Origin of the sequence: Rubripirellula obstinata, assembly GCF_001642955.1 — a bacterium.
GTDB lineage: Bacteria > Planctomycetota > Planctomycetia > Pirellulales > Pirellulaceae > Rubripirellula > Rubripirellula obstinata.
Window position 1 is genome coordinate 16,102 of sequence record NZ_LWSK01000010.1, and the last position, 20,593, is coordinate 36,694.

Below are 20,593 nucleotides of genomic sequence, written 5' to 3' on the forward strand. Positions count from 1 at the left end.
TTGGTTAAGTGGAGGTCTGCGACGCAGTTTATGCGGCTGGCAAACCTGATTCCGTCTGCCCCATCATATTCAAGAAAGTCAGTTTTGGGCAAGCGCGAGCTGCCCGGAATGCTTGGGAGTGCGAAATTTCACTCAAATGCTTAGAACAATGGCTTCACGGCGACCAAACTCATCTCAATCCTTCCACAAATAGAGTCCCATGCGGCGAATTGGCACCTTAGATACGTCCGATCAGGCCCGCAAACTGCTCGGATATCTGCAAAGCGAGTCCATCGACGCCATGATCGACCCGGTGGACGATTCGCTCAATCGTGATTCCAACCAGGGGGATTCAAAAGATGGCAGTCAAAAAAACTCTGCGCTGCAAAATCCTGGGCTGCAAAATTCTGGGCCGCAAAACTCTGGACCGTGGAACCTTTGGGTCCGCGACGAAGTGGATGTGGACGAAGCGAAATCGGCCTATAAAGATTTTCTTGAATCGCCTGAGTCGCCCAAGTTCGATGTTCCGCTGGCCGACCTGCCCAGTCGATCAAATCCTGGCTTAGCACGAGCCCGACAAGCCGATCGCCGTCAAGAAAAGGATCGCGTCAAATCCGCGCGGCGGCGAGCCGCTTCGCGTGACCTAAATCAATTGGACATGCCCGTCGGTGATGTTGCGCGACAACAAAGCATTCCAGTGGTGATTGGGATTATCATCATTTCGGTCGTCATGTCGCTGTCCACCAACTTTTCGAAGCCGCGTGCGAATCGCTTGGGCACCGAAACGTTGGAGCAGAAGATTTATCGGGCGACATCGTTTGTCGATCGTGATTTGTATCGAAGCGAAGGTGGCGATTCTTTTGCATCGGTTCGTAAAGGCGAAGTGTGGCGGTTTGTGACGCCGATGTTTTTGCACGGCGATGAATTTCACCTGGCGTTTAACATGCTGTGGATCTTCTTTTTGGGATCCGTGATTGAAAAGTTGCACGGCTCGCTATTTTTTGCAGTCCTGGTCACGTTGACTCAGTTGGGCGGGATGGCGTTGCAAGTTGGGTTGCCGGCGGAGGATTGGGTGCCCCAGTCATTGCACGGCAGCCCGTTTGTGGTCGGTGCCTCCGGTGCAGTCTATGGTTTGTTCGGGTTCCTGCTGGTTCGTCCTTGGGTGGACGGTGACTATCCGATCAACCTGGTGCCCATCAACGTCGTCTTGATGTTTGTGATGTTGTTCGCCGGGATCCTGGAATTTGTACCCAACGTTGCCAACGGTGCTCACCTGGGTGGATTGATTGCGGGTTTGGTGTTAGGTGCGATTCCGTTCTTCGGCAAGCTCGCTGCATCAAAGCGATCTTCTCATTCGTTTTCAGGAGACTGAATTCGTTTTGAGCACTGAAACTAAGCAGGGGCAACAGGTTTCGTTTGCTGCCGCGATCGCCGAAGTGTGGCGAATTGCGTTGCCGTTGATGATCAGCACGGGGACGTTTTCGCTGGTGCTGTTTGCCGACCGAACATTGCTGTTGAAGTACGACGGCGCGTCGATGAGTGCAGCGATGACAGGCGGTAATTTGTTTTGGGTTTTGGTTTGTTTACCGATGGGGATTGTGTCGATGACGGGCGCGATCGTCAGCCAGTACATCGGAGCGGGTAAGCCCGAACGGGTTGGTCGTTTTCTTTGGCAGTCGGTCTGGATTTCACTCAGTTTTACGCCCTTCTTCATCGCGCTCGCTTATTTTGCACCCTGGATTTTTCGAGCAACCGGCCAGCCCGAATCTCTGATCGATCTCAATTCGATCTACTTTAGAATTTTGATGATTGGTGCGGTGGGTCAGGTGCTTGAAACGGCACTGAGCGGTTTTTTTAGCGGTACCGAACGTACGGGAACCGTTATGTGGGTTTCGATCGTTTCGGGATTGATCAACCTGTTGGCGGACTACTTACTGATCTTTGGCATGTTGGGCTTACCCGAGATGGGAATCAAGGGGGCCGCGATCGCCAGCGTGATTTCATTCTGGTTTAAGGTCGTCGTTTATGGATGGTTGCTGACGCGGCCTCGCTTCGAAGCGGTGTATCAGTTTTCGTCGGGCAGGGCATGGGATCGGGGGATGCTGGTGAAGCTGATTTTCTTTGGCTTTCCCACTGGCTTGATGTACCTGAACGAGGCCGGTGCGTTCACGGTGATGGTGCTGCGTATCGGAACGCTGGGCGATGTTCCGCTACGTGCAACCACGATGGCAATCAATTTTAATATGATCGCATTCATTCCGCTGATTGGCGTTTCGATTGCGGCAAGTGTCTTGGTGGGGCGGCATCTAACAGAGACGGGGCCCAACCGAGCTGCAAAAAGTGTCGCGGCTGCCATGGCCATTGGGCTGGTCTACAGCAGCCTATGGATGATCGCGTTTCTGACCATCGGCGACGTGATGATGTCGCTGTATGAATTCAATAGCGATGGCGAGGACTCCGCGCGGGCGATTGAGCTTTCACGAGGATTGCTCGGCTTCGTCGCGATCTATGTCGTGCTCGATGCCACGCAATTGATTCTGGCGGGGGCACTTCGCGGCGCAGGCGACACCTGGTTTGTGCTTTTTGGCGGCATCACCGCATCAGCGATCGCGTTGTCGATCGGCTTTGCGTTTGAACCAAGCGTCGCGAACATTGGTTCGGGCACCTCTTACAACGCGGGGCTGAATTGGTGGTGGACCGTGCTGGCGTTGTGGGTGTGCTTGTTGGCTGTCCTGATGGCCTTGAGATTCGCGACCGGCCAATGGCGAAAAATGCGAATGGTGGATTAGTTCAGGTAAAGAATGGATGTAGGCCGGAACAAGCTTGGCGCAGTTCCGGCAATCCAGCGCAGTACCATGCAATTGCCGGAACTGCGCCAAGCTTGTTCCGGCCTACGATTGTTCCGAATTCTTGGCGGCCAGAAACGTTAGTTCAAGTCAGCCAAGCTGACTTCGGTGCGGTAACGTTTGCCGCCGCGGTAGATGATCATCGGCGTTGATTCGCCGATGGGCGTCAATCCGACACGAGCGACCAAGTGGTCATCGCTCTCGACCGCTTTGCCGTCGAATTGAACGATGATGTCACCGCGTTGCAAATGTGCTTGTTCGGCTGGTGAGCCAGGGCGAACGTTTTTCACCAGAGCTCCGCTTAGGATGCCTGCTTGCACGAGTTCGCGATTGGCAGCGGCAAGGTCTGCGGGTGTGAAGTCGGGATCTAGCGTGACGCCCAAGTACCCACGTCGCATGCGGCCTTGGCGGGTCAGTTGGTCGGCGACTCGCATTGCCATGTCGATTGGAATTGCAAAACCGATGCCTTCACTGCCGCCGCTGCTGCTGGCGATGGCAGTGTTCAGCCCGACCACTTCGCCACGCAGGTTCAGCAGCGGACCGCCGCTGTTGCCGGGATTGATTGCCGCGTCGGTTTGAAAGAAATCTTGCAAGTCGATCTTCTGCTCGCCCAGCGAAAGATCTCGCCGACCTTTGGCGCTTAGAATTCCAAACGTCACGCTATGGCTTAAACCAAAGGGGCTTCCGATTGCGATCACGAAGTCACCAATTTCGATCGCTTCGCTGTCGCCTAATCTCGCGGCCGGCAAACCGGTGTTATCGATTCGCATGACTGCGACATCGGTGCTGGCGTCGGAGACAACTTTGCTGGGATAGAATTCGCGACCGTCGCTGCTACGCAGTAAAATTTCTCGCGGGCTGGCACCCACAATCACGTGGCGATTGGTCAGCACCCACAGCGAGCCGTCCATTGCTTCAATGACCACGCCGCTGCCGGCTTCGTCGTACGATTGACGCGCGCCGCCCTTGGTTTCGGTTTTGTGAGCTTCGATGTGGATGACACTTGGTTTGACTAACAGTGAAACTCGTCGGACCAGTGATCCAAGTCGGTCGAAGGCTTCAAACTCTTCCGCCAGTTCGTTGAACAACCGCTCTCGCTGCGTGTCGATATCGACCTTTTGAATCGGCGCGAGTTCGTCAATGGACGGCTTGCGAACGCTGACGGATTGGTTGTCTTGGAAGGCCTGGTTGCCCTGAAAACCCTGGCTTCCCTGAAAGCCCTGGCTTCCCTGAAAACCATAGGGCAGAGCAACTGCATCTTGGGCTGACAACGAACCGGCCGCAAGTCCGGCGAAGCTGCCGCAGGCAATCGCAATGACGCAGCGACGCAGAACGGTTTTCAAAACGGAGCCGGATCGATTTCGGTGCTTCTTTCCAGGTGCTTTGGCGAGAGAATCAATGACCATGGGCGGGCAATGGGATGCGAGAGTTTGGGAGGAGCGGGGGCGTTAGCAACGGCGGCTTTGGGAGGAGCCAGTTTAGGAGGAGCCAGTGCTATCTTACGCATCGTCCACCTGGATAGGAAAGCTTGGCACTTGTCACCGGCGGCATTCCTGAGCGGGCAATCTGGCAAAACCCTCAATTTCAGCGCATTAAAAACGGCCGGTGAATCCACCGACCGTTTGCGTTATTGGTAACGAAGGTAACGACAAGGATGGCCGTTTAGACCGGGTCCGCTTCGACGTTATCGAATACACGGTTCCAGGCGACGCCGCCGCCACGTGCTGATCGCACTTCCGCACGACGCTTGCAGTCGATGCACTCGGTGGCGTAGGGAATCGCTCGCAATCGAGTCAGCGGGATCGGCTTGCCGCAGCCGTCGCAATTTCCATAGTACCCAGCATCGAAACGAGCGATCGCTTCGTTGATCGCGGATAGCTCTCGACTTTCCGCTTCGATCAATTGACTGTTCAATTCGTCTTGGACCGTATTGGCTGCGGCGTCAAGTACGTCGCCAGTTCGCTCTTGATGCAGTTCCCGCAGCAGGCTGAGGTCACCGTCAAACGCTCGTTGCAACGCTTCGCGACGTCTGACTAATTGGTCACGGAGCTTTTGGATGGAATCTTTTCGAGGCATCGCATTCACCTTTTGGTTGGAAGAGAAGGTCGCCGCGAATCGAGGCGGTTGGGGAGGGATTCGGTCGCTAGCAACTGTGGGGCCCTTCGCGTCAGATGACTCCCGACCGACAGCTTATGATAGGGACGGACCCCCGCGTTGACAGCATTTTCTTGCCAAGATTCTGGCGAAAAGTGTCCCGCTAGGGGCCGCCTAGCACCGGTTGTAGTGCGTTTAGGGGGATTTCGACGCAAAAATGCACTCAGATTCGCCAGCACCTGCCGTCTGTGAATCATAGCCAGAACGCAGTTAAGTGTTCGTTTGTACACATTTGGCGGTAGGGTTGATCGTCAGGATCGTTCAACTTTGACTGATCCGACAAATTGGCTCACCGCTGTCGCGTCGATCGCCGAAGTACGAAAGACAAGGGACCTTCGCGCAGTAGCGGGTTTTCGCGCTGACCGCGAAATTCGGGTTCCAAGGCAGGCAGGATGTGCCTTCACTGATCTGATACGGAAAGACAACGGGCGTTTAGCATGGATCAAACAAACGAACCGCTCTCGGGAATGGATTCCACCTCCTTTCACGCAGATTCGACCTCGATGTTCTCACCCACTTCTGCGGGTGGGACACTTCCGCCGCTGCCTAGTTTTCAAACGCCAGGCAACTCCGCAACCGAGTCGCAAACAGCGATCCCGCAGTCAGCGATCCCGCAGTCAGGGATGCCACAGTCAGCGATTCCTGGGCAATCGAGTTTGTTGGGCAGCGGCAGTGGAAATCGTTCAGCCAGCCCGCTCGATAACTTCGCAAACAAGACCGCCGACACACAATCAATTGAATTCCGCGTCGCTCGCGCCGACTCGCCCGTACGCCGACTTCGCCTGACCGGAAACCGTTACACCTTTGGCAGCGCCGAAGGTTGCTCGATCCGTTTGAACGAGCCCAGCCTGCGCCCCATGCATGCGGTACTGACGCGTGATGGAGACCGCGTGGTGGTCCGTGCTTACTCGGTTCCGATCGAGGTGAATCGCAATCGAGTCAACGAAACAACACTTGCTGTGGGCGACCAACTGCGACTTGGTGATTACGAGTTTGAACTGTTGGCGATCAGCGGTTCAAGTTCCTCTGACGTATCGTCAAGTTTTTCTTCAGCGACTTACGACACCGCTCCTGTCCTGAACAACCCAAGCAGCACTCAGACTGATCATGAGGAAGCCGTTTGGCGACAAAGGCTTCGCAAAGAGATCGACCAATGGCGTTCCAAGCAAGTCGAATGCGACCGACGGGCCAGTCAATGCGATGAACGTGAAGCCCACCTGCGCGGTCGCGAATCTGAACTATGGTCGCGAGCGGAAAACTTGTATCGCCGCGAGGCAAAGATTCAAGATCAAGAATCCGCCGTGTATCAAATGCACGATGATTATGCCGAACGTCAACAAGAACTGCTGCGGCTGCGCGAAGATACGAACCAGAAACAACGTCACATCCAACAGCGCGAATCCGAATTCGCTCGCCAGGAAACTGAGTATCGCCAGCAACTAGAAGAGGCAACGGCACACCTGTTGCAATCGCAAGCCCAGGCGACCGCGGCGACCGAAGCGGTCAAGGAAATGCGTCAGCAGTTCGAGGCGCTCAATGAGCAGATCGAAGAGCTGTCGAACCAACAGAGCGACCTGAAACGCAACGAAGAAACCGAGCGGGAAGAAAACCAACGTCAGCGACGCGATCTGGAAACACAGCGAGACGCTGCGATCGATGCTCAGGCCGAAAGTGATGCTCGCCGTCGCGAAGCACTCGATCGTGTTGAACAGATGTCGGCGGAACTTGACCGGCTGCGAACCGAGCAAGCCGAATGCGGCGAGGTTGACGACCAAAGGTTGCAAGAAAACGAAGCGACAATCGATTCGCTTCGTAAACAAGTCGAAGGCCTGCAGCATAACGTTGACGAAGCATCCGAAGAAGCAAACCGACTTCGCAGCGATTACCGCGACGCTCTTGATTCCGTGCGTCAACTCGAAGAACTGGTCGCGCAAAGCAATCAGCGGGGCGATACCGATCGTGATCAATGGGCGTCCGATGCGGATTGCCTGCGAGCGGAAATTGAATCGCTTTCAACTGATCTGGAAAAAACTCGCGAAGAACTCGATAGTTTGCGACAAGCAAATCAATCGCTGAACACTCGGTTGCATGAAGTGGAAACCGAACGCGACCACGCGATTGAAGAGGTTTCCGATCGCCCGACACGCGAAGCATTCGATCATCTGCGTAGCGAACTCGAAAACGCCAACCAAACTCTGGCCGATTTGCGTCAGGGAATTACCAAAGGTGATAGCGACGACAATTCCGCTAGCGAAGTCGTTGAATCTGTTGTCTCTGTTGCCGATGACAGCGTGGAAGCATCCAGTTTGTCGGTTTGGGAGCTTCCCGAAGCGAATTCGATTGATGAGGCTCCGGCCGAGGAGATGCTTGTTGAGGACCAATTGGTCGTTGAAGAAGAGGAAGAACCATCCAATGTTGACGCGTCGATCGAAGAGACGCCTGACGATGTTTGGCCGACCTATCAAGTGACGGAAACTCCGGAACCCGAAATTGAGCCCGAAACGGAGACTGAGCCCGAGCAGGTTTCCGAAGAGATCGAAGCTGAAAGTTCGCGATCGGTTTGGGACTTGGCATCATCCGACGATCAACCAGAAGAAATGATCGAGAATACCGGGGTCTGGAATCCAAGCCCCGCTGAAGACGCATTTTCCGACATTGACCAAGACACACCTCAACAACTTGCTTTCGAGTCACCCAAATCGAGTTGGGAATCATCCATCGATGATCCAGTCGATGCCCCGATTGAAGCCCCAGTCGAATCCCCAGTCGAATCCCCAGTCGAATCACAGTTGGAAGGTGAATCAGATGAGCCCGAAGTTTCAATCTGGAACCAGGTGGCAACCCATCAAGAGAATCAAGACGAAGCTGGGCCAAAGACTGGATCGCTTGCCAGCCAGTTGATTGCCGACTTGGGTGACGGTGACGAATCAGAAGTGATCACGCCATCGGGCCAAGTTGATGAAGTCGAGAACGACGGTCCCATTTCGCTGGATCAGGCAATGGACCAAACGGAAGATCCGGTTGTCGAGGGTCTCGCTGAAAATGATGTTGCTGAAAACGATCTTGCTGAGGAACCGATCGGGTTGATGGCGTTGCTTGCGGATGATTCGGTTGATGAAGGGGCCAGCGAAGACGTTTCAGATTCGCCGACATCTGAGAGCGTTGCTGCATGGGACCGCGAATACGTAGAAGAGTCCGAGTCGCATCTGATGTCAGAATCGTCTAGTGATAGCGTTTGGGACGTCGAGGCCAACAACGAAGCCAACAACGACGAAAGTGAAAGCAACGCAGACAGCTTTCGTGATGCGTACGACCAATGCGAGGCCGAGGATCAGGCCATCACTCCCGCAGTAAGCGAATCCGAAGATGATCATTCGCAAGACCGTGTGGATGTGACGGCGATGATGCCTAGCATGGAAGAACTCGAAGACGAGGAGTCGGACGAAGAAGATTCCTATGCCAGCTTTAAGCAACAAAGTGAAGCGATCGATGCGGAACCATCCTCTGCTACGCCTGCTGAAACTTCACCCGAATCGGGCGGCAACGCCGGTGCCACACAAGAGATGGGTGCAACAGAAGAAGCGGATGATGATTCGATCGAAGCGTACATGAACCGTTTGCTTGGACGCGTTCAGGGAACTCCGGGAACGGATAGCAAAGCGCCCGCCGAATCGGTATCGCTGTCTTCCGTATCGGTGAGCCCGCAAGACGCGTCGGAAGTGGAATCGGAAAGTGGTTCTTCGCCAATCGCACCGCAATCGGAAATTGATCCCGACGCTCCTTTGGTACCCCGCTCGCACGCACCGGAGCGGAACAGCGATCTGTCAGCGATGCGTGACTTGGCAAACCAGTCTGCCAGGACCGCCATCAGCCGCAGCACCCGTATTCAGACTCGCAACATGCAAATGGCGGGCGTCATGAATTTTGGGGTCGCTGTTGTTGCCGTGCTCTTTGGTCTGGGAGCATCGCTGTTTTTGACCGGCGGCCTGCTTTACCTGGCCTGGGCAATGGTTGTCATTATCGCGGTGATTTCGATTCGCGATGGGCTCAGGAATCTCTCCGACGCTCGTACTCGAATGCAAGCCGCCGAACGTGGCGAACTACCACAAGCACTGGAGGAAACGCTTTCGACTCCAGACGAACAGGCCGCCCACGCCGAAGATCGTCTCGCCCTGCAAAACGCAGCAGCCAAGGCCGCTCGAGAGCAACATGCAGCCGAGTAAGTCGAGCGACAGTTGAGCAACTGTTTTAAAACAACCTGAGAGGTTGCCCGCGACCTGCCCGTAGCTGATCCCGCCAGGGTTCAGTCGAGCCTAATCCGATCGTGGACCGAACCCAACGCCGTGAAGGGTTTTAAATCGTTTAACCGCGTGGGCATCGCCCCGCGCGTTGTGCTGGCCTCGAACGCGCGGGGCGATGCCCAACGCCGTGAAGGGTTTTTAAATCGTTTAACCGCGTGGGCATCGCCCCGCGCGTCGTGCGGCTCCGAACGCGCGGGGCGATGCCTGGGCTGATGAAAAACGAGCTGTGCTGGAAATTTGGGCAAGGTTAGAATTGCAAAACTGCTACGCATCCTTTACTTGATTTGGTATCAAATCACACCAAGCGAAGGAGCGCAGCAGTGGCACAATTATTATTCCAATCCGTCTCGCGGTACAGGTCCTCCCTTTACGAAACGGCACGCAATCTGTTGCGAAGTCGGAACAATCAATTTGCAAAGGTTCAAAGACTACAAAAGCAACTTGGCGAAGCTCGCGTGGAGGCGGAAAGACTCAAAAACGAGTGGCAACGCACCAACGACGATCTGCACGAGGCACGCAGGCAACTGAAACAGCAACAGGATCGCGCCGACCAACTCCAAGAGCGTACCAATCGTCTGCCCAGCGACCTCCCGCTGAAGCACCACTGCTTTGGGCCCAAGATGATCGCTTTGTGTTTGAATCTGAGCAACAAAATCGGGTTTCGACCGACCGAACAAGCTCTCAAAATGACTTTTGAGTTCCTTGGAATTCCCGACAAGCCACCGACGTGGAGCACGATCCGAAAGTGGAGTTGTCGAGCGGGCGTTGCGCTGCTGAAGGAACCTGTCGAAGCAGCCGATGACTGGATTTGGTTTGTGGATCACTCATGTCAAATCGGTCAGGACAAGGCGATGCAGATCCTTGGTGTGCGAGCCGGTGAGTTGCCCAGTCCGGGAGAGACTTTACCGCTGGAGAAGATGCGACCGCTGGCCGTCTCGATCAAAACCAGATGGACATGGGACGACGTTCGCAAAGAGTATGCTCAACTTGCGAAGCGAATTGGAACGCCACGATACATTGTCACCGATGGGGCGAAGGAACTTTGGGAAACGGTCGATGTCCTGCAAAAACCGGATAAAGAGGTGATCGTGCTACGTGACTTCAAGCACTACGCGGCGAATGTCTTCAAGAGGTCGATCGGCAAAAGCGATCGTTTTTTAGCATTTCGCAAGCAATGGGGGCAAACAAGAAGCGCGATCCAACAAACCGAACTGGGCTACTTCACTCCGCCAGCACAAAAAGAAAAGGCTCGCTTCATGAATCTTGGCCCGACGCTGCGTTGGGCATCGATGATCCTGTATCACCTGGATCGTCCCGGTTCCAAGACAAGGAAAACAATCAGCGAGTCACGAATGAACGAGAAGCTCGGATGGGTCCGAACCTACCGAGATGACATCCAGTGCTGGAGTCGATGTCAAAGTATCATCCAAACGTCGCTGCGATTGATCAATCGCGTAGGATTGTCCGCAGGGACTTCCTTGCGGCTCAAAGAAGAACTGACTCAACTCAAGGTGCGTCATTCATGGGACTGTTCAACCAGTGATGCGATGTGCGAGGAACTCGTCAGCTTTGCACTCGCTGAAGAATCCAAGCTGAAGGACGACGAACGAACTTGGATCTCGACGGAGAATCTCGAGTCCGGTTTTGGGCAGTTCAAACGACTTGAGGGCCAGCATAGTAAAGGCGGTCTGACGAGCCTTTCAGCAGCGATGGGTACTGTGCTTTGTCACTGGACACCGCAACGTGTCAGGGAATTGCTTCCGACCGTCAGCACGAAGCAAGTTGACCAATGGGTGAAACAAGAACTTGGCAGCACGCTCGCAGCGAAACGCAAACTCGCCTACCAGGAAGCAGCAAACTCATCCGGGTAGCAGTAAAAGCCTTTGCACGACATTTTCATCAGCCCAGGGTCAGGCCTTGTGTTGAGTTTTCAAGTGCTCCTGATGGGGACAGTCCTGATGGGGACAGGGCATATTCTTGACGGAGCAGAGTCGCACGCCGACGTGATATTGCGATCTACGGGCATGCTTGATGCTCAATAACGCTATTAGGCGGCGAATCCAAGCAGAAATTGCGGTCAAACATACGCGAAAGCGCAGCATGCGTTATGGCAAACCAATTGGGTCGCTGCTCTAGAAGAAAGAAAAGACGTGGTTGCCGGTTAGTCTTCCGTTGACATTAACTCGCGGACCCGGCGGTGGACTCGGAAACGCTGGTGCTTGCGATGGCTGCGCATTGAGTCAATCGTATCGGGATTACCGGCCACGTGATGGAACAGCCTGCCGAAACTGCTCACCAATTCACACCAATCATCTGGGGCGATTCCCAGACGCTTTATCACCGGGGGAAGATCGGTGGGCGTCTTGCCTCGTTTGCTTCGGTGACTCTGACGAGCCGTCCAGTCGAGCAGTTCGATATAGTCAAGCAAGGACATCGCCAGAAACCCCTTCTCGCTGCATCGTTTCCCTTGGTCGCTGGCGCATGGTCCGGTGGGATCCGACTTCTCATCGATCGATAATGGACTCAAGAAAGCAGCAGGGTCTCGCTGAAAGGACTTCGGTTCGGGGCGCTCGGCTTGGTGTTGCTGCCGCATCGAATCGATGCGACGCCGGGCTGAAGTATGCTCACTCGACTCGATCGTCTGGCAGATCTCCGCTCGGATGGGGTTCAAATCCACGTAGGCACTGCAAGCGATGATCGAAGCTTCGTCGATCAACCGAATGGCTTTGTAACGTTCTTCAAAGAAGCGTCCGGTCGCCTGATCTTCTCGGTTACTTCGCATGGCAATTCGCTGGCACAAAAGCCGCATCCACCACGAGACATCAGCCAAACGCTCTCGCGTCTGCGCTAGCTTGAGCGGGCAATTTCGGATCAGGTTCAGTTCCGCCTCGCTGGGTGCCATCGGCTTGCCTTGCTTGTCGGTTCGGTGCGGGCAGATCATCAGCCAGCGGCGAGCGACTTCGGTATCGGACCAAGTTCTGACCACGTCGGGCCGATTGCGGAGGATCAAATGAAAATGGTTATTGAGCACCGCGAAGGTCAATAAATCGATACCGAAGTGGGCGGCGAAGTGTTCGAGCCATTCTTCGATCCAGACTTTACGGTGATCGAAATTCTTATCGGTCAGAGGGTCCTGGCCAAAGAGGAAGCACCGTCGAACGGTTCGGTTGTAAACATGAACGACATTGATTTCGGATGAGTCAATTACCTCACATCGAGCTTTTCGCATCACGCTGATCCAGGTCAGAGGAATTGAACACATCAAAGAGAGTGGCAATGCGTTCAGTTGCGATGAAATTAACGAGATTGCGACCAAACTGTCAAATTTTGTGCTAGCAAGCCTCCGATACTCCTGCAAAACGGGGACAATCCGCAATTGCATTTGCTATCAATTCAGCCTGCAACTCTCGCTCATGCCCTGTCCCCGTTCGCGCCCCTCGCTCGTGCCCTGTCCCCGTTCGCGTCCTCCCCGTTCGCGTTCGCGCTTTCGCGCCCTCGTGCCCTGTCCCCGTTCGCGGTCGCGGCGCCGTTCGCGGTCGGATGAGCGGATTTTTTGGCAAAACGATGAGGGGGCAAAACGATGGTGCGCGGTAATCATGCCGCTTTCTCGCTCGCATGCAGCGCACCATCGTTTTGCCCCCTCATCGTTTTGTCCAGTTTGTTAAAGAGAGCAAACCGTACGGACGATTCACAATGCAGCGGATTGGAACCAGCCCAGCTTTGCAGATGAATGCGCAGGATAATACGATGACTGAAGCTGACTGAAGCTGACTGAAGCTGATTGACGCGTTAGCTTGCGGTTGCGGCGGCCTGCTTGACTAGCAATTCGGCAATTTGGACTGCGTTGGTGGCAGCGCCTTTTCGCAAGTTGTCGCTGACGCACCAAAACGAAATCCCGTTTCCGCCACTGATGTCTGGGCGGATGCGGCCGACGAAGACATCATCTTTGCCGTCGCAGTCAAGCGGCATCGGATACTTCTGTGCATCAAGATCATCGACGACGGTGACTCCTTCGGCGGCCTCGAACAATTCTTTGGCTTCGGCCACACTTAGCGGACGTTCGGTTTCGACCAGGATCGATTCGCTGTGGCCGATCGCGACGGGAACACGAACGCAAGTCGGACAGACCTGGATTTCTTCGTCGCCCAGAATCTTGCGGGTCTCGTAGACCATCTTCATTTCTTCGCTGGTGTAACCTTCGTGCTTTTCGGATCCGATTTGCGGGATCAGATTAAATCCAATCGGATACTGAAAAGTTTTGGGTGTGTGTTTTTTGCCAGCCAGCGATTGTCGGATGCTGTCGTTGAGTTCTTCGTTGCCAGCTAGTCCAGCACCGCTGGTTGCTTGATAGGTGCTGACGACGACGCGTCGGACGCGGGCAGCTTTGTGTAAAGGCGCAAGCGCGACAACCATTTGAGTCGTGCTGCAGTTGGGGCTGGCGATGATGCCTTCGTGTCCAAGCGTTGCCTCTGGATTGACTTCGGGGACGATCAAAGGCACCTTGGGATCCATTCGCCAATAGCCGCTTTCGTCCACGACAACCGCACCGGCATCGACCGCCCAAGACGCGAATTCGGCAGAGACTTCGTCGGGCGTACTGGCGATGACCAAGTCAATGTTTTTGAACGCACCCGGTTCCAACAATTCCACCTTGATCATTTCGCCTTGAAAGCGAACTTCCTTGCCAACACTTCGCTGGGAGGCCAATAGCTTTAGCCGCTTCATCGGAAACTGACGTTCGGCAAGCTGTTGTAAAACGATTCGGCCAACGGCACCTGTGGCACCAACAAGAGCAACGGTTTCGTACACGGGACTATTTCTGGATAAGTGAATGAGTAATTGAACTGCCGCCAATCATAGCTAGAACACAGATTGAGGGAACGGCTGGAGCAGTTTTGCCATTCAGAAAGTGAGCCGGGCATCGCGTCCGTGATTGGGCACCGGTACCAGTAAGTGGCATTGGCTTGCAGCCTGTGGTTTCTCAATCTAAGGCTGGAAGCCTAGCCACCTATGGTTCAGACGTCCCTCAGTCAAACGTCAACCTTCCAATTCTTTCAGCGCCGAAGGCAACTCTGGGTCCACCAAGCCGCGTCCGCTGCGTCCGCTGAAAATACGAGATTCAACGTCTTCGATGACATCTTCCGCGGTGGGTTCCCAGAACTTTTGAATCGTTTCACTGGAGAGCGGTTGATAGGAACGGAACAATCGAAAGCCGACACCGCGAGCCGGATCGCTGGTGAACCACCATGGGCTAAGCGGAAAGTTTGGGTCCTCTTCTTTCCAAGCTTCGTCATCGGAAACCAGCCGGGCAGCACAGCGAAGGGCCGCGACATCGTCAGCCCAGTGACCACCACGCACGACGCACTCGGTACCCATTTCGGGCCAAACCCCAGCATCGGTCGCCCCCAATGGCTCTTTGGCTTTTAAGTCGTTGTAGTTTTCAGTGTGCTGATTCACTGTCCACTCCGCAACGTTACCCAGCATGTCATGCAATCCAAAGCCGTTCGGTTTCAATAACCCCACTTGTTTTTGACCTTCACCAGCGTTGTCAAAAAACCACGCAAACTGATCAGCCTGATCTGGATCGTCGCCCCAATAGAAGGCCGTCGTTGTGCCACCACGTGCCGCGTATTCCCACTCGGCTTCGGTCGGCAATCGATATTGCAAGCCGGTGATCTTGCTAAGCCATTTCGTAAATTGTTGTGACGCGTACTGCGTCATCGACACGGCTGCCTGGTCAGGCTCGTTGCCATATTCGTAAGTGAAGCTGGAATCATACAACTCAGTCGGCGCGGTAATCGCATCAACCTTGTTGCCATCGTCTACCATCCGAACACCGTCCGACTCGAACGTCTTGAACGCACTGTAAAGACTCATGAACTCTTCGTACTGAGCCCACGTGACCTCGGTCTTGGCGACCCACATTGGGGCAACGTTAACTTTGACCTGCGGTCCTTCGTCGTCAGATCGGTCGGGTTCTGCGTCGGGGCTTCCCAACTGAAAAGAACCAGCCGGAATCGGAATCATCTCGAAGGTCAGATCGGTGCCGGGAATGATTTGCGTGTAAGGGACCATGAAGCCGCCATCGATTTCAATCGCAGGGCCCTCGCTGGGTTTGGTTTTGGAGATGCCTGGCTTGTTGGCGACATTGATATCAGCAATTTCGGCTTTGCAAACGCCCGCCGAGAAACCGGCAAAGGAAACAAGCATCAAACCGGCAACTAAGAAACGATGGAGCATCAAAGGGAACTCTAAAGGTGGGAGAGATTCGTTGGTTGGGGCTGCCGCGAAGCTTTGTAACGAGACAGTCCTTCAAGCGTTGGATAGATCAGGACGACTAGCCACAGCAGGGTTGAAGGTGATGCAAACGTGTCCAGCACAGTGTCCTCGAAAATGCCTGAAACGAGCACGTAAATCGAGATGGCTCGGACGAGAGGTTCGTTGCTGGTCAGGCCAAAGAAGAAGTTCCATCCGAGCAAAACGAGCACCAGTAACCCAGCCAGTATGCCGCCTGACATTGATGCATGGAGCACGACATTGTGCGGGTGCAACGAAAACTCTTTCATCATGAACGGAGCGCTGTTCAGGCCATAGCCGGTGATCGGGCTCAGCGAAATCAGACGCAACGATTCGGCCCAGATTGCAGTTCGTCCTGTCGCCGAAGTCAGCTCTTCCATGTCACCTGTTTTGGTTGTCATCGAAAGAAATGAATCACTAAAGAAACCTCCGCCGCTAATCAATTCTAGACTGACCACCGCAGCGATCAGCATCGTGATCGCTGACACGGTGTAGAACATACCGATGCGCGTGAAGATCTTGTCCAGCAACAACAAGCCGACTGCGAAAGCGCCGGCAACGATCGCGGTCCGGCTGAAAGTCGCCAGCATGGTCATGCAACCCAGGACGATCACAGCAATCAAAAGCGTCCGGCCGAGTGGAAGACGCGGCGCTAAGTCACGGCTTCGCAACATCGATAACGCCAAAATGATTGACAGCACTCCGGTACGTGCGACGGAGTTGGGGTGACCGAGTCCGCCCATACGCCGCGCGATCACGTTGCTCCACAATTCTTCTTCGTAAACACCTGACGCCGGAAAGCCCAGATACATAATCCAGTTGATTACCAAGTTGGTCACCAATGCAATCAAGCAGATGATTGTCAATCGCCGAAGTCCGAGCAGCGAGATCGCAGCCGGGACAAAACACAAATATCCAAAGTTAACGATCGCTGCCACGCGTGCCACCGTCGCGGCTTCTGGCAACGCAACCGATGACGTGACAATAAACACAAACGCCAACGCCACCAAGATGCACCCGGGCAGCGAAACAAGAGCAGATCGAACCTGGGCGCTAAACAAAATTGCCAGCAAGCCTAGCGATGAACAAGCCGCGGCAATGACCAGCTTGATGGCAACCTGCCAATCCAAACCGACATGGTCTTCGCCGCCAGAATACCCGTAGTTCAAATCGACCGTGTTAAAGAAACAAGCGAGCGCCAACAGGCCAGCACACAAGATCGGAAACGCTCGCAATCCACTCATCGAGTAATCACGATTGCCCTGCAATTCTTCGCCGGCAGTTGAATTGGTGGTCGCGAGAGTTGGCACGTCAGGGGTCGTCGATTTCAGCGGTCAGGAAGCAAGAAGGTCAGCCGAAAACCAGCATACTTGACCAAGGCGATTTTCGTATAGCAATGATGAAAATACCTCGCTCGGAACTATCGAAGAGCCAAATTGACGCCCAATACTACCGGTATTTCCAAAACTGCGCCCGATCGATCAATTTTCAACTTCACTTCTTCGCCCGGAACCGCTTCGCCAATCACCTGCATCAAGTGCTGAGTGTCGCGAACCGCAACGCCGTTAACTTCCAGAACAATGTCTCCCTTCAAAACTCCTGCTCGGGCTGCCGGGCCGGTCTTGTCGTGCAAGTGTTCGATTCGAGAACCTCGTAACCTGCGGTTGCCGCCGACCAATTGTTCGTCCGTTACCGTCGCCAACGATACGCCCAACCAACCGCGTTCCACACGTCCGTCGGCTTTGATGCGAGTGTAGATTTTCTTGGCGACATTGCTGGGAACAGAAAAGCTGACGCCTTGATAAGTTTCACCGACGATCGCGGTGTTGATGCCGACCAACGTGCCGCGAGCGTCAACAAGCGGTCCACCGCTGTTGCCCGGATTCACCGCAACATCGCTTTGCATAAAGTCTTGCCACTCTGTGCTGGCGCGGACCTTTCGATGTTTTCCGCTGACGATCCCAAACGTGACCGTACGATCAAGTCCGAAGGGGCTGCCGACAGCCCACACCGGCGAACCCACGCGACATCGATCACTATCACCCCAAGCGATCGGAATCAGTTGCTTGGCATCGACTTTTAAAACAGCCAAGTCAGTCAACGCGTCTGTGCCAACAACCAGCGCAGGCAAACGTCGGCCATCACTCAGCGTCACCGTAATGTCTTCGCCATCGGAAATGACGTGGCGATTGGTCAGCAGGTAACCTTCGGAATCGACGACCACTCCGCTGCCCTGATCGGAACTGGGCAATAACCGAGCCGTCAAACCTGATGGCAGGCTAGCCTGGTCAACGGTCAGGCGACGACTGACATCGATGTGGACGACACTCGGGCCAACCGCAGCGGTCACCATTTCGTAAGCGTCGCTGAGTGCTTCAAGCGAAACATTTTTTAGGCCATCGGTGCCGGTTTCATATTCAGCTCGCAATTCCCCGCGATGCCACGCGTACCGAACCTCTTCGACGACCTGCGGCACCAGGAATCGGGCGGCCAGCAAAATCAATCCGATTGTGGCCAGCACGCCCAGGCTTTGAGTGATCGGGTCTGCTTGTCTTGAACGATGCCGACTTTCGTTACTCGAAATCTCCTCACTGTCTTTGCCAATATCGCGGCTGGCAATATCGGTTGGCTCGCCAGTGTTTTCGTCAATCGCTTGATGCTCTTGGCACGATTCCAGTCGCCCGAATTCTGTTGGATAAGCTTCCGATGGTGCTTCTTCGCGTTGCGAATCGTCATGCATCATGGGCTCGGTTCCAAAAGGGAGAGTCGAAGAGAAGCCTCGGGATCGTGACGTCCATTGTAGCGCCCGCCACGCAGCGCCGCACGTTTTTTTTGCAAAACGGACGGAAATGTGGGTTAGAAAAACCGGCGCAATGTGACCAATTCCAGCAGGCTTAACGGCTAACGCATCTGGGCGCTCGCTTCGCTGGCGGAGTATCTTGTATTGATTGGAGACGATGTCGCCGATGCGATTTTTCAGACTTTCACGATGCGAAACTATTAGTTTTCCTGGTTTCAACCTCAAAACGATCCCGCCGCTAATCCATGACTCAATCTATTCGCGATTCGATCTACGATGAAATCGCCTCAATTCGGCTGATCGATCCCCACACCCACATTGATCCGCACGCGCCAGCATCATCGACATTGGCGGATATTCTGGGCTACCACTATTACACTGAATTGGCCCATTCGGCGGGGATGCCTAAAGACCAGATTGAGGAACCAGGGATCGGACCAAGGGAACTGGTCAAACGTCTTGCGCTGAACCTGCAGCCGATCGAAAACACAGCGAATTATCGTTGGCTGATTGAATTGTGCCGCAAGTTTTTTGGTTTCCAGCACGATCGAATCAACGCATCGAATTGGGAATCGCTCTACGATTCAGCCGAGTCAAAGATGGCCCGCGCCGATTGGTCTCAGATGGTCTTGGACCAGAGCAACGTCGAATCGGTTTTTTTGACGAACGATTTTGATGATGATCTGGAAGGCTTCGATTCAAACACCTACATCCCGTGTCTGCGAACCGATGACTTGGTGTTCCATCTGGCAAAATCATCGGTGCAAGAACGCTTGGTTGGATGTAGCGGCATCGAGTTGGATGGTTCGTTGGCGAGCCTGCGATCCAGTTTGCATCAACGGTTTGAACACTTTGTTGGTCGCGGAGCCAGGGCGTGCGCGATTTCAATTCCACCGACTTTCGTTCCCACACCGGTCAGCGATGGTCGTGCGGCCAGCGCGTTAACGCAAGTTTTGAAACAAGGCGAACTCGCCGACGTCGCCCACCGTGATGCGTTGTCTCGACGAGTGTTTTGGACCTTGGCAGAATTGTGTGACGAGTTTGGATTGCCGTTCGATTTGATGATTGGCGTCAATCGCGGTGTCTATCCTGGCGGCGTTTATCAAGGGCAAGATTTGTACGACAGTCGCGTGTCGTTGACTCAGTATCGTGAATTGTTCAATGCTTTTCCGAACGTCAAGTTTCCAGTTTCTGTCCTGGCCAGTGTTACCAATCAAGAATTAGTCAGCCACGCTTGGATTTTTCCCAACGTCATCACCAATGGGCATTGGTGGTACAGCAATACGCCTTCGTTTATTGCTCGTGATGCAATGGCTCGTTTGGAAGCAGTCCCGCAAAACAAACAAATCGCGTACTACAGCGATGCCTACAAATTGGAATTTGTCTGGCCCAAATTTGACATGTACCGAAATGTCTTGGCCGACTTGCTGGCGGAACATTTTGTCGGTCGCTGCGGATGGAACGAAGAGCGGGCGGTTGAATTGGGCCGGCGGATTCTTCGCGACAACGTCGATGAAATTTTCCCGGCTCGTGATCTGCCACTTTCCAAGCCAGGTGCCAGCGATACGATCGTAGAAGACCCCGACGCAACCGTTGACGACATCCTGTTGGCCGGATCATCCGCGGCGTTGGCTGCGGGTGCGATCGGGATGGTCGAAGTTGATGCGGCTGATTCGGTCGACGACACTTTGTCGATGGAAACGGTGGTCGAAGAATTGGCAGATGACTCAGGCGACGATCAGTCCGATCTGGCCGACTTGCCCACCCAAATCGAAGACAATGACGAAACGGTCCGCATTGAAGAAGAGATTGACGAGGATTCGGTGGAATTTGATTTGGATCCAAGTCCCAGTGATGCCGAAGTCGACGTTTTAGAGACATCCGACGTCGTGATTTCGGATGTTGCGAACGAGGAAACTGTCGATTTGGAAGACTTGCAAGTCGATGAACCCGCGTTGGACGTCGGCGATTTGCTAAGCGATTCCGAAGTCGATCCAGGATTGGAAACAGTCGGTCTTGACGATGAAACAATGAATCCCGCAATTACGCCGCTGCGAAATGAAGATTCATTTTCTCCCGACGAAGATTCGATTCAAGTCAAACCCGATCCGCTGACCGGCGAGCTGAAATTTAATACTCCGACCGATCAGAATGCCGATGACGACACAGACGATTTGCTAATTGACTTCCTGGACGACGACGATTCAAAGTAGCGT

General features: G+C 54.2%; 12 protein-coding genes. 5 read left to right on the forward strand and 7 right to left on the reverse strand.

Annotation, left to right across the window (positions count from 1 at the left end; all coding sequences use genetic code 11):
• The first annotated feature begins 199 nt into the window (after nucleotides 1-199).
• Together RC85_RS05150 and RC85_RS05155 are read left to right on the forward strand one after the other, a co-directional pair.
• Nucleotides 200-1,351 carry a rhomboid family intramembrane serine protease gene (locus tag RC85_RS05150; RefSeq protein WP_068259415.1) on the forward strand — a complete coding sequence of 384 codons (1,152 nt, stop codon included), beginning with the start codon at nucleotides 200-202 and terminating at the stop codon, nucleotides 1,349-1,351.
• 7 nt (nucleotides 1,352-1,358) lie between these two features.
• Nucleotides 1,359-2,768, forward strand: coding sequence for an MATE family efflux transporter (locus RC85_RS05155; protein WP_235033418.1), 1,410 nt, complete (start codon nucleotides 1,359-1,361; stop codon nucleotides 2,766-2,768).
• Between the two features lie 137 nt (nucleotides 2,769-2,905).
• Here RC85_RS05155 and RC85_RS05160 read toward each other — a convergent pair whose 3' ends face one another.
• Both RC85_RS05160 and RC85_RS05165 read right to left on the reverse strand, forming a co-directional pair.
• A complete protein-coding gene (locus RC85_RS05160) occupies nucleotides 2,906-4,231 on the reverse strand; it encodes a S1C family serine protease (RefSeq protein WP_084422358.1) in 1,326 nt (441 codons plus the stop codon).
• 256 nt (nucleotides 4,232-4,487) lie between these two features.
• Complete coding sequence (locus tag RC85_RS05165) at nucleotides 4,488-4,901, reverse strand: TraR/DksA family transcriptional regulator (protein ID WP_068259416.1); 414 nt, start codon at nucleotides 4,899-4,901, stop codon at nucleotides 4,488-4,490.
• A 545-nt stretch (nucleotides 4,902-5,446) separates the two neighbouring features.
• On the opposite strand from RC85_RS05165, the gene RC85_RS05170 reads away from it, so the two are divergent.
• Together RC85_RS05170 and RC85_RS05175 are read left to right on the forward strand one after the other, a co-directional pair.
• Nucleotides 5,447-9,202, forward strand: coding sequence for an FHA domain-containing protein (locus RC85_RS05170; RefSeq protein ID WP_068259417.1), 3,756 nt, complete (start codon nucleotides 5,447-5,449; stop codon nucleotides 9,200-9,202).
• 398 nt (nucleotides 9,203-9,600) lie between these two features.
• The gene (locus RC85_RS05175) at nucleotides 9,601-11,151 is read left to right on the forward strand and encodes a hypothetical protein (RefSeq protein WP_157593882.1); all 1,551 of its coding nucleotides are present in this window, start codon (nucleotides 9,601-9,603) and stop codon (nucleotides 11,149-11,151) included.
• Nucleotides 11,152-11,441: 290 nt separating this feature from the next.
• Here RC85_RS05175 and RC85_RS05180 read toward each other — a convergent pair whose 3' ends face one another.
• From RC85_RS05180 to RC85_RS05200, 5 genes are all read right to left on the reverse strand, one after another.
• Complete coding sequence (locus RC85_RS05180) at nucleotides 11,442-12,509, reverse strand: hypothetical protein (protein ID WP_235033308.1); 1,068 nt, start codon at nucleotides 12,507-12,509, stop codon at nucleotides 11,442-11,444.
• A gap of 560 nt (nucleotides 12,510-13,069) precedes the next feature.
• Nucleotides 13,070-14,089 (reverse strand): aspartate-semialdehyde dehydrogenase, encoded by a 1,020-nt coding sequence (locus RC85_RS05185; protein ID WP_068259427.1) that lies wholly within the window; start codon nucleotides 14,087-14,089, stop codon nucleotides 13,070-13,072.
• 228 nt (nucleotides 14,090-14,317) lie between these two features.
• A complete protein-coding gene (locus RC85_RS05190) occupies nucleotides 14,318-15,520 on the reverse strand; it encodes a formylglycine-generating enzyme family protein (protein WP_068259429.1) in 1,203 nt (400 codons plus the stop codon).
• An 11-nt stretch (nucleotides 15,521-15,531) separates the two neighbouring features.
• Nucleotides 15,532-16,887: an O-antigen ligase family protein gene (locus RC85_RS05195; protein WP_068259431.1), complete on the reverse strand. Its 1,356-nt coding sequence runs from the start codon at nucleotides 16,885-16,887 to the stop codon at nucleotides 15,532-15,534.
• A 110-nt stretch (nucleotides 16,888-16,997) separates the two neighbouring features.
• Entirely contained in the window at nucleotides 16,998-18,320 is a 1,323-nt protein-coding gene (locus tag RC85_RS05200; RefSeq protein WP_068259434.1) for a S1C family serine protease, read from the reverse strand.
• Between the two features lie 302 nt (nucleotides 18,321-18,622).
• On the opposite strand from RC85_RS05200, the gene RC85_RS05205 reads away from it, so the two are divergent.
• Nucleotides 18,623-20,590: a glucuronate isomerase gene (locus tag RC85_RS05205; protein WP_068259437.1), complete on the forward strand. Its 1,968-nt coding sequence runs from the start codon at nucleotides 18,623-18,625 to the stop codon at nucleotides 20,588-20,590.
• The last annotated feature ends 3 nt before the right edge of the window (nucleotides 20,591-20,593 follow it).

What these genes read in the sequence shown, in the direction of transcription:
- RC85_RS05150 (WP_068259415.1), top strand. Translation starts at nt 200, where the DNA reads ATGCGGCGAATTGGCACCTTAGATACGTCCGATCAGGCCCGCAAACTG.
- RC85_RS05160 (WP_084422358.1), bottom strand. Translation starts at nt 4,231, where the DNA reads ATGGTCATTGATTCTCTCGCCAAAGCACCTGGAAAGAAGCACCGAAAT.
- RC85_RS05165 (WP_068259416.1), bottom strand. Translation starts at nt 4,901, where the DNA reads ATGCCTCGAAAAGATTCCATCCAAAAGCTCCGTGACCAATTAGTCAGA.
- RC85_RS05170 (WP_068259417.1), top strand. Translation starts at nt 5,447, where the DNA reads ATGGATTCCACCTCCTTTCACGCAGATTCGACCTCGATGTTCTCACCC.
- RC85_RS05180 (WP_235033308.1), bottom strand. Translation starts at nt 12,509, where the DNA reads ATGCGAAAAGCTCGATGTGAGGTAATTGACTCATCCGAAATCAATGTC.
- RC85_RS05190 (WP_068259429.1), bottom strand. Translation starts at nt 15,520, where the DNA reads ATGCTCCATCGTTTCTTAGTTGCCGGTTTGATGCTTGTTTCCTTTGCC.
- RC85_RS05200 (WP_068259434.1), bottom strand. Translation starts at nt 18,320, where the DNA reads ATGATGCATGACGATTCGCAACGCGAAGAAGCACCATCGGAAGCTTAT.
- RC85_RS05205 (WP_068259437.1), top strand. Translation starts at nt 18,623, where the DNA reads ATGACTCAATCTATTCGCGATTCGATCTACGATGAAATCGCCTCAATT.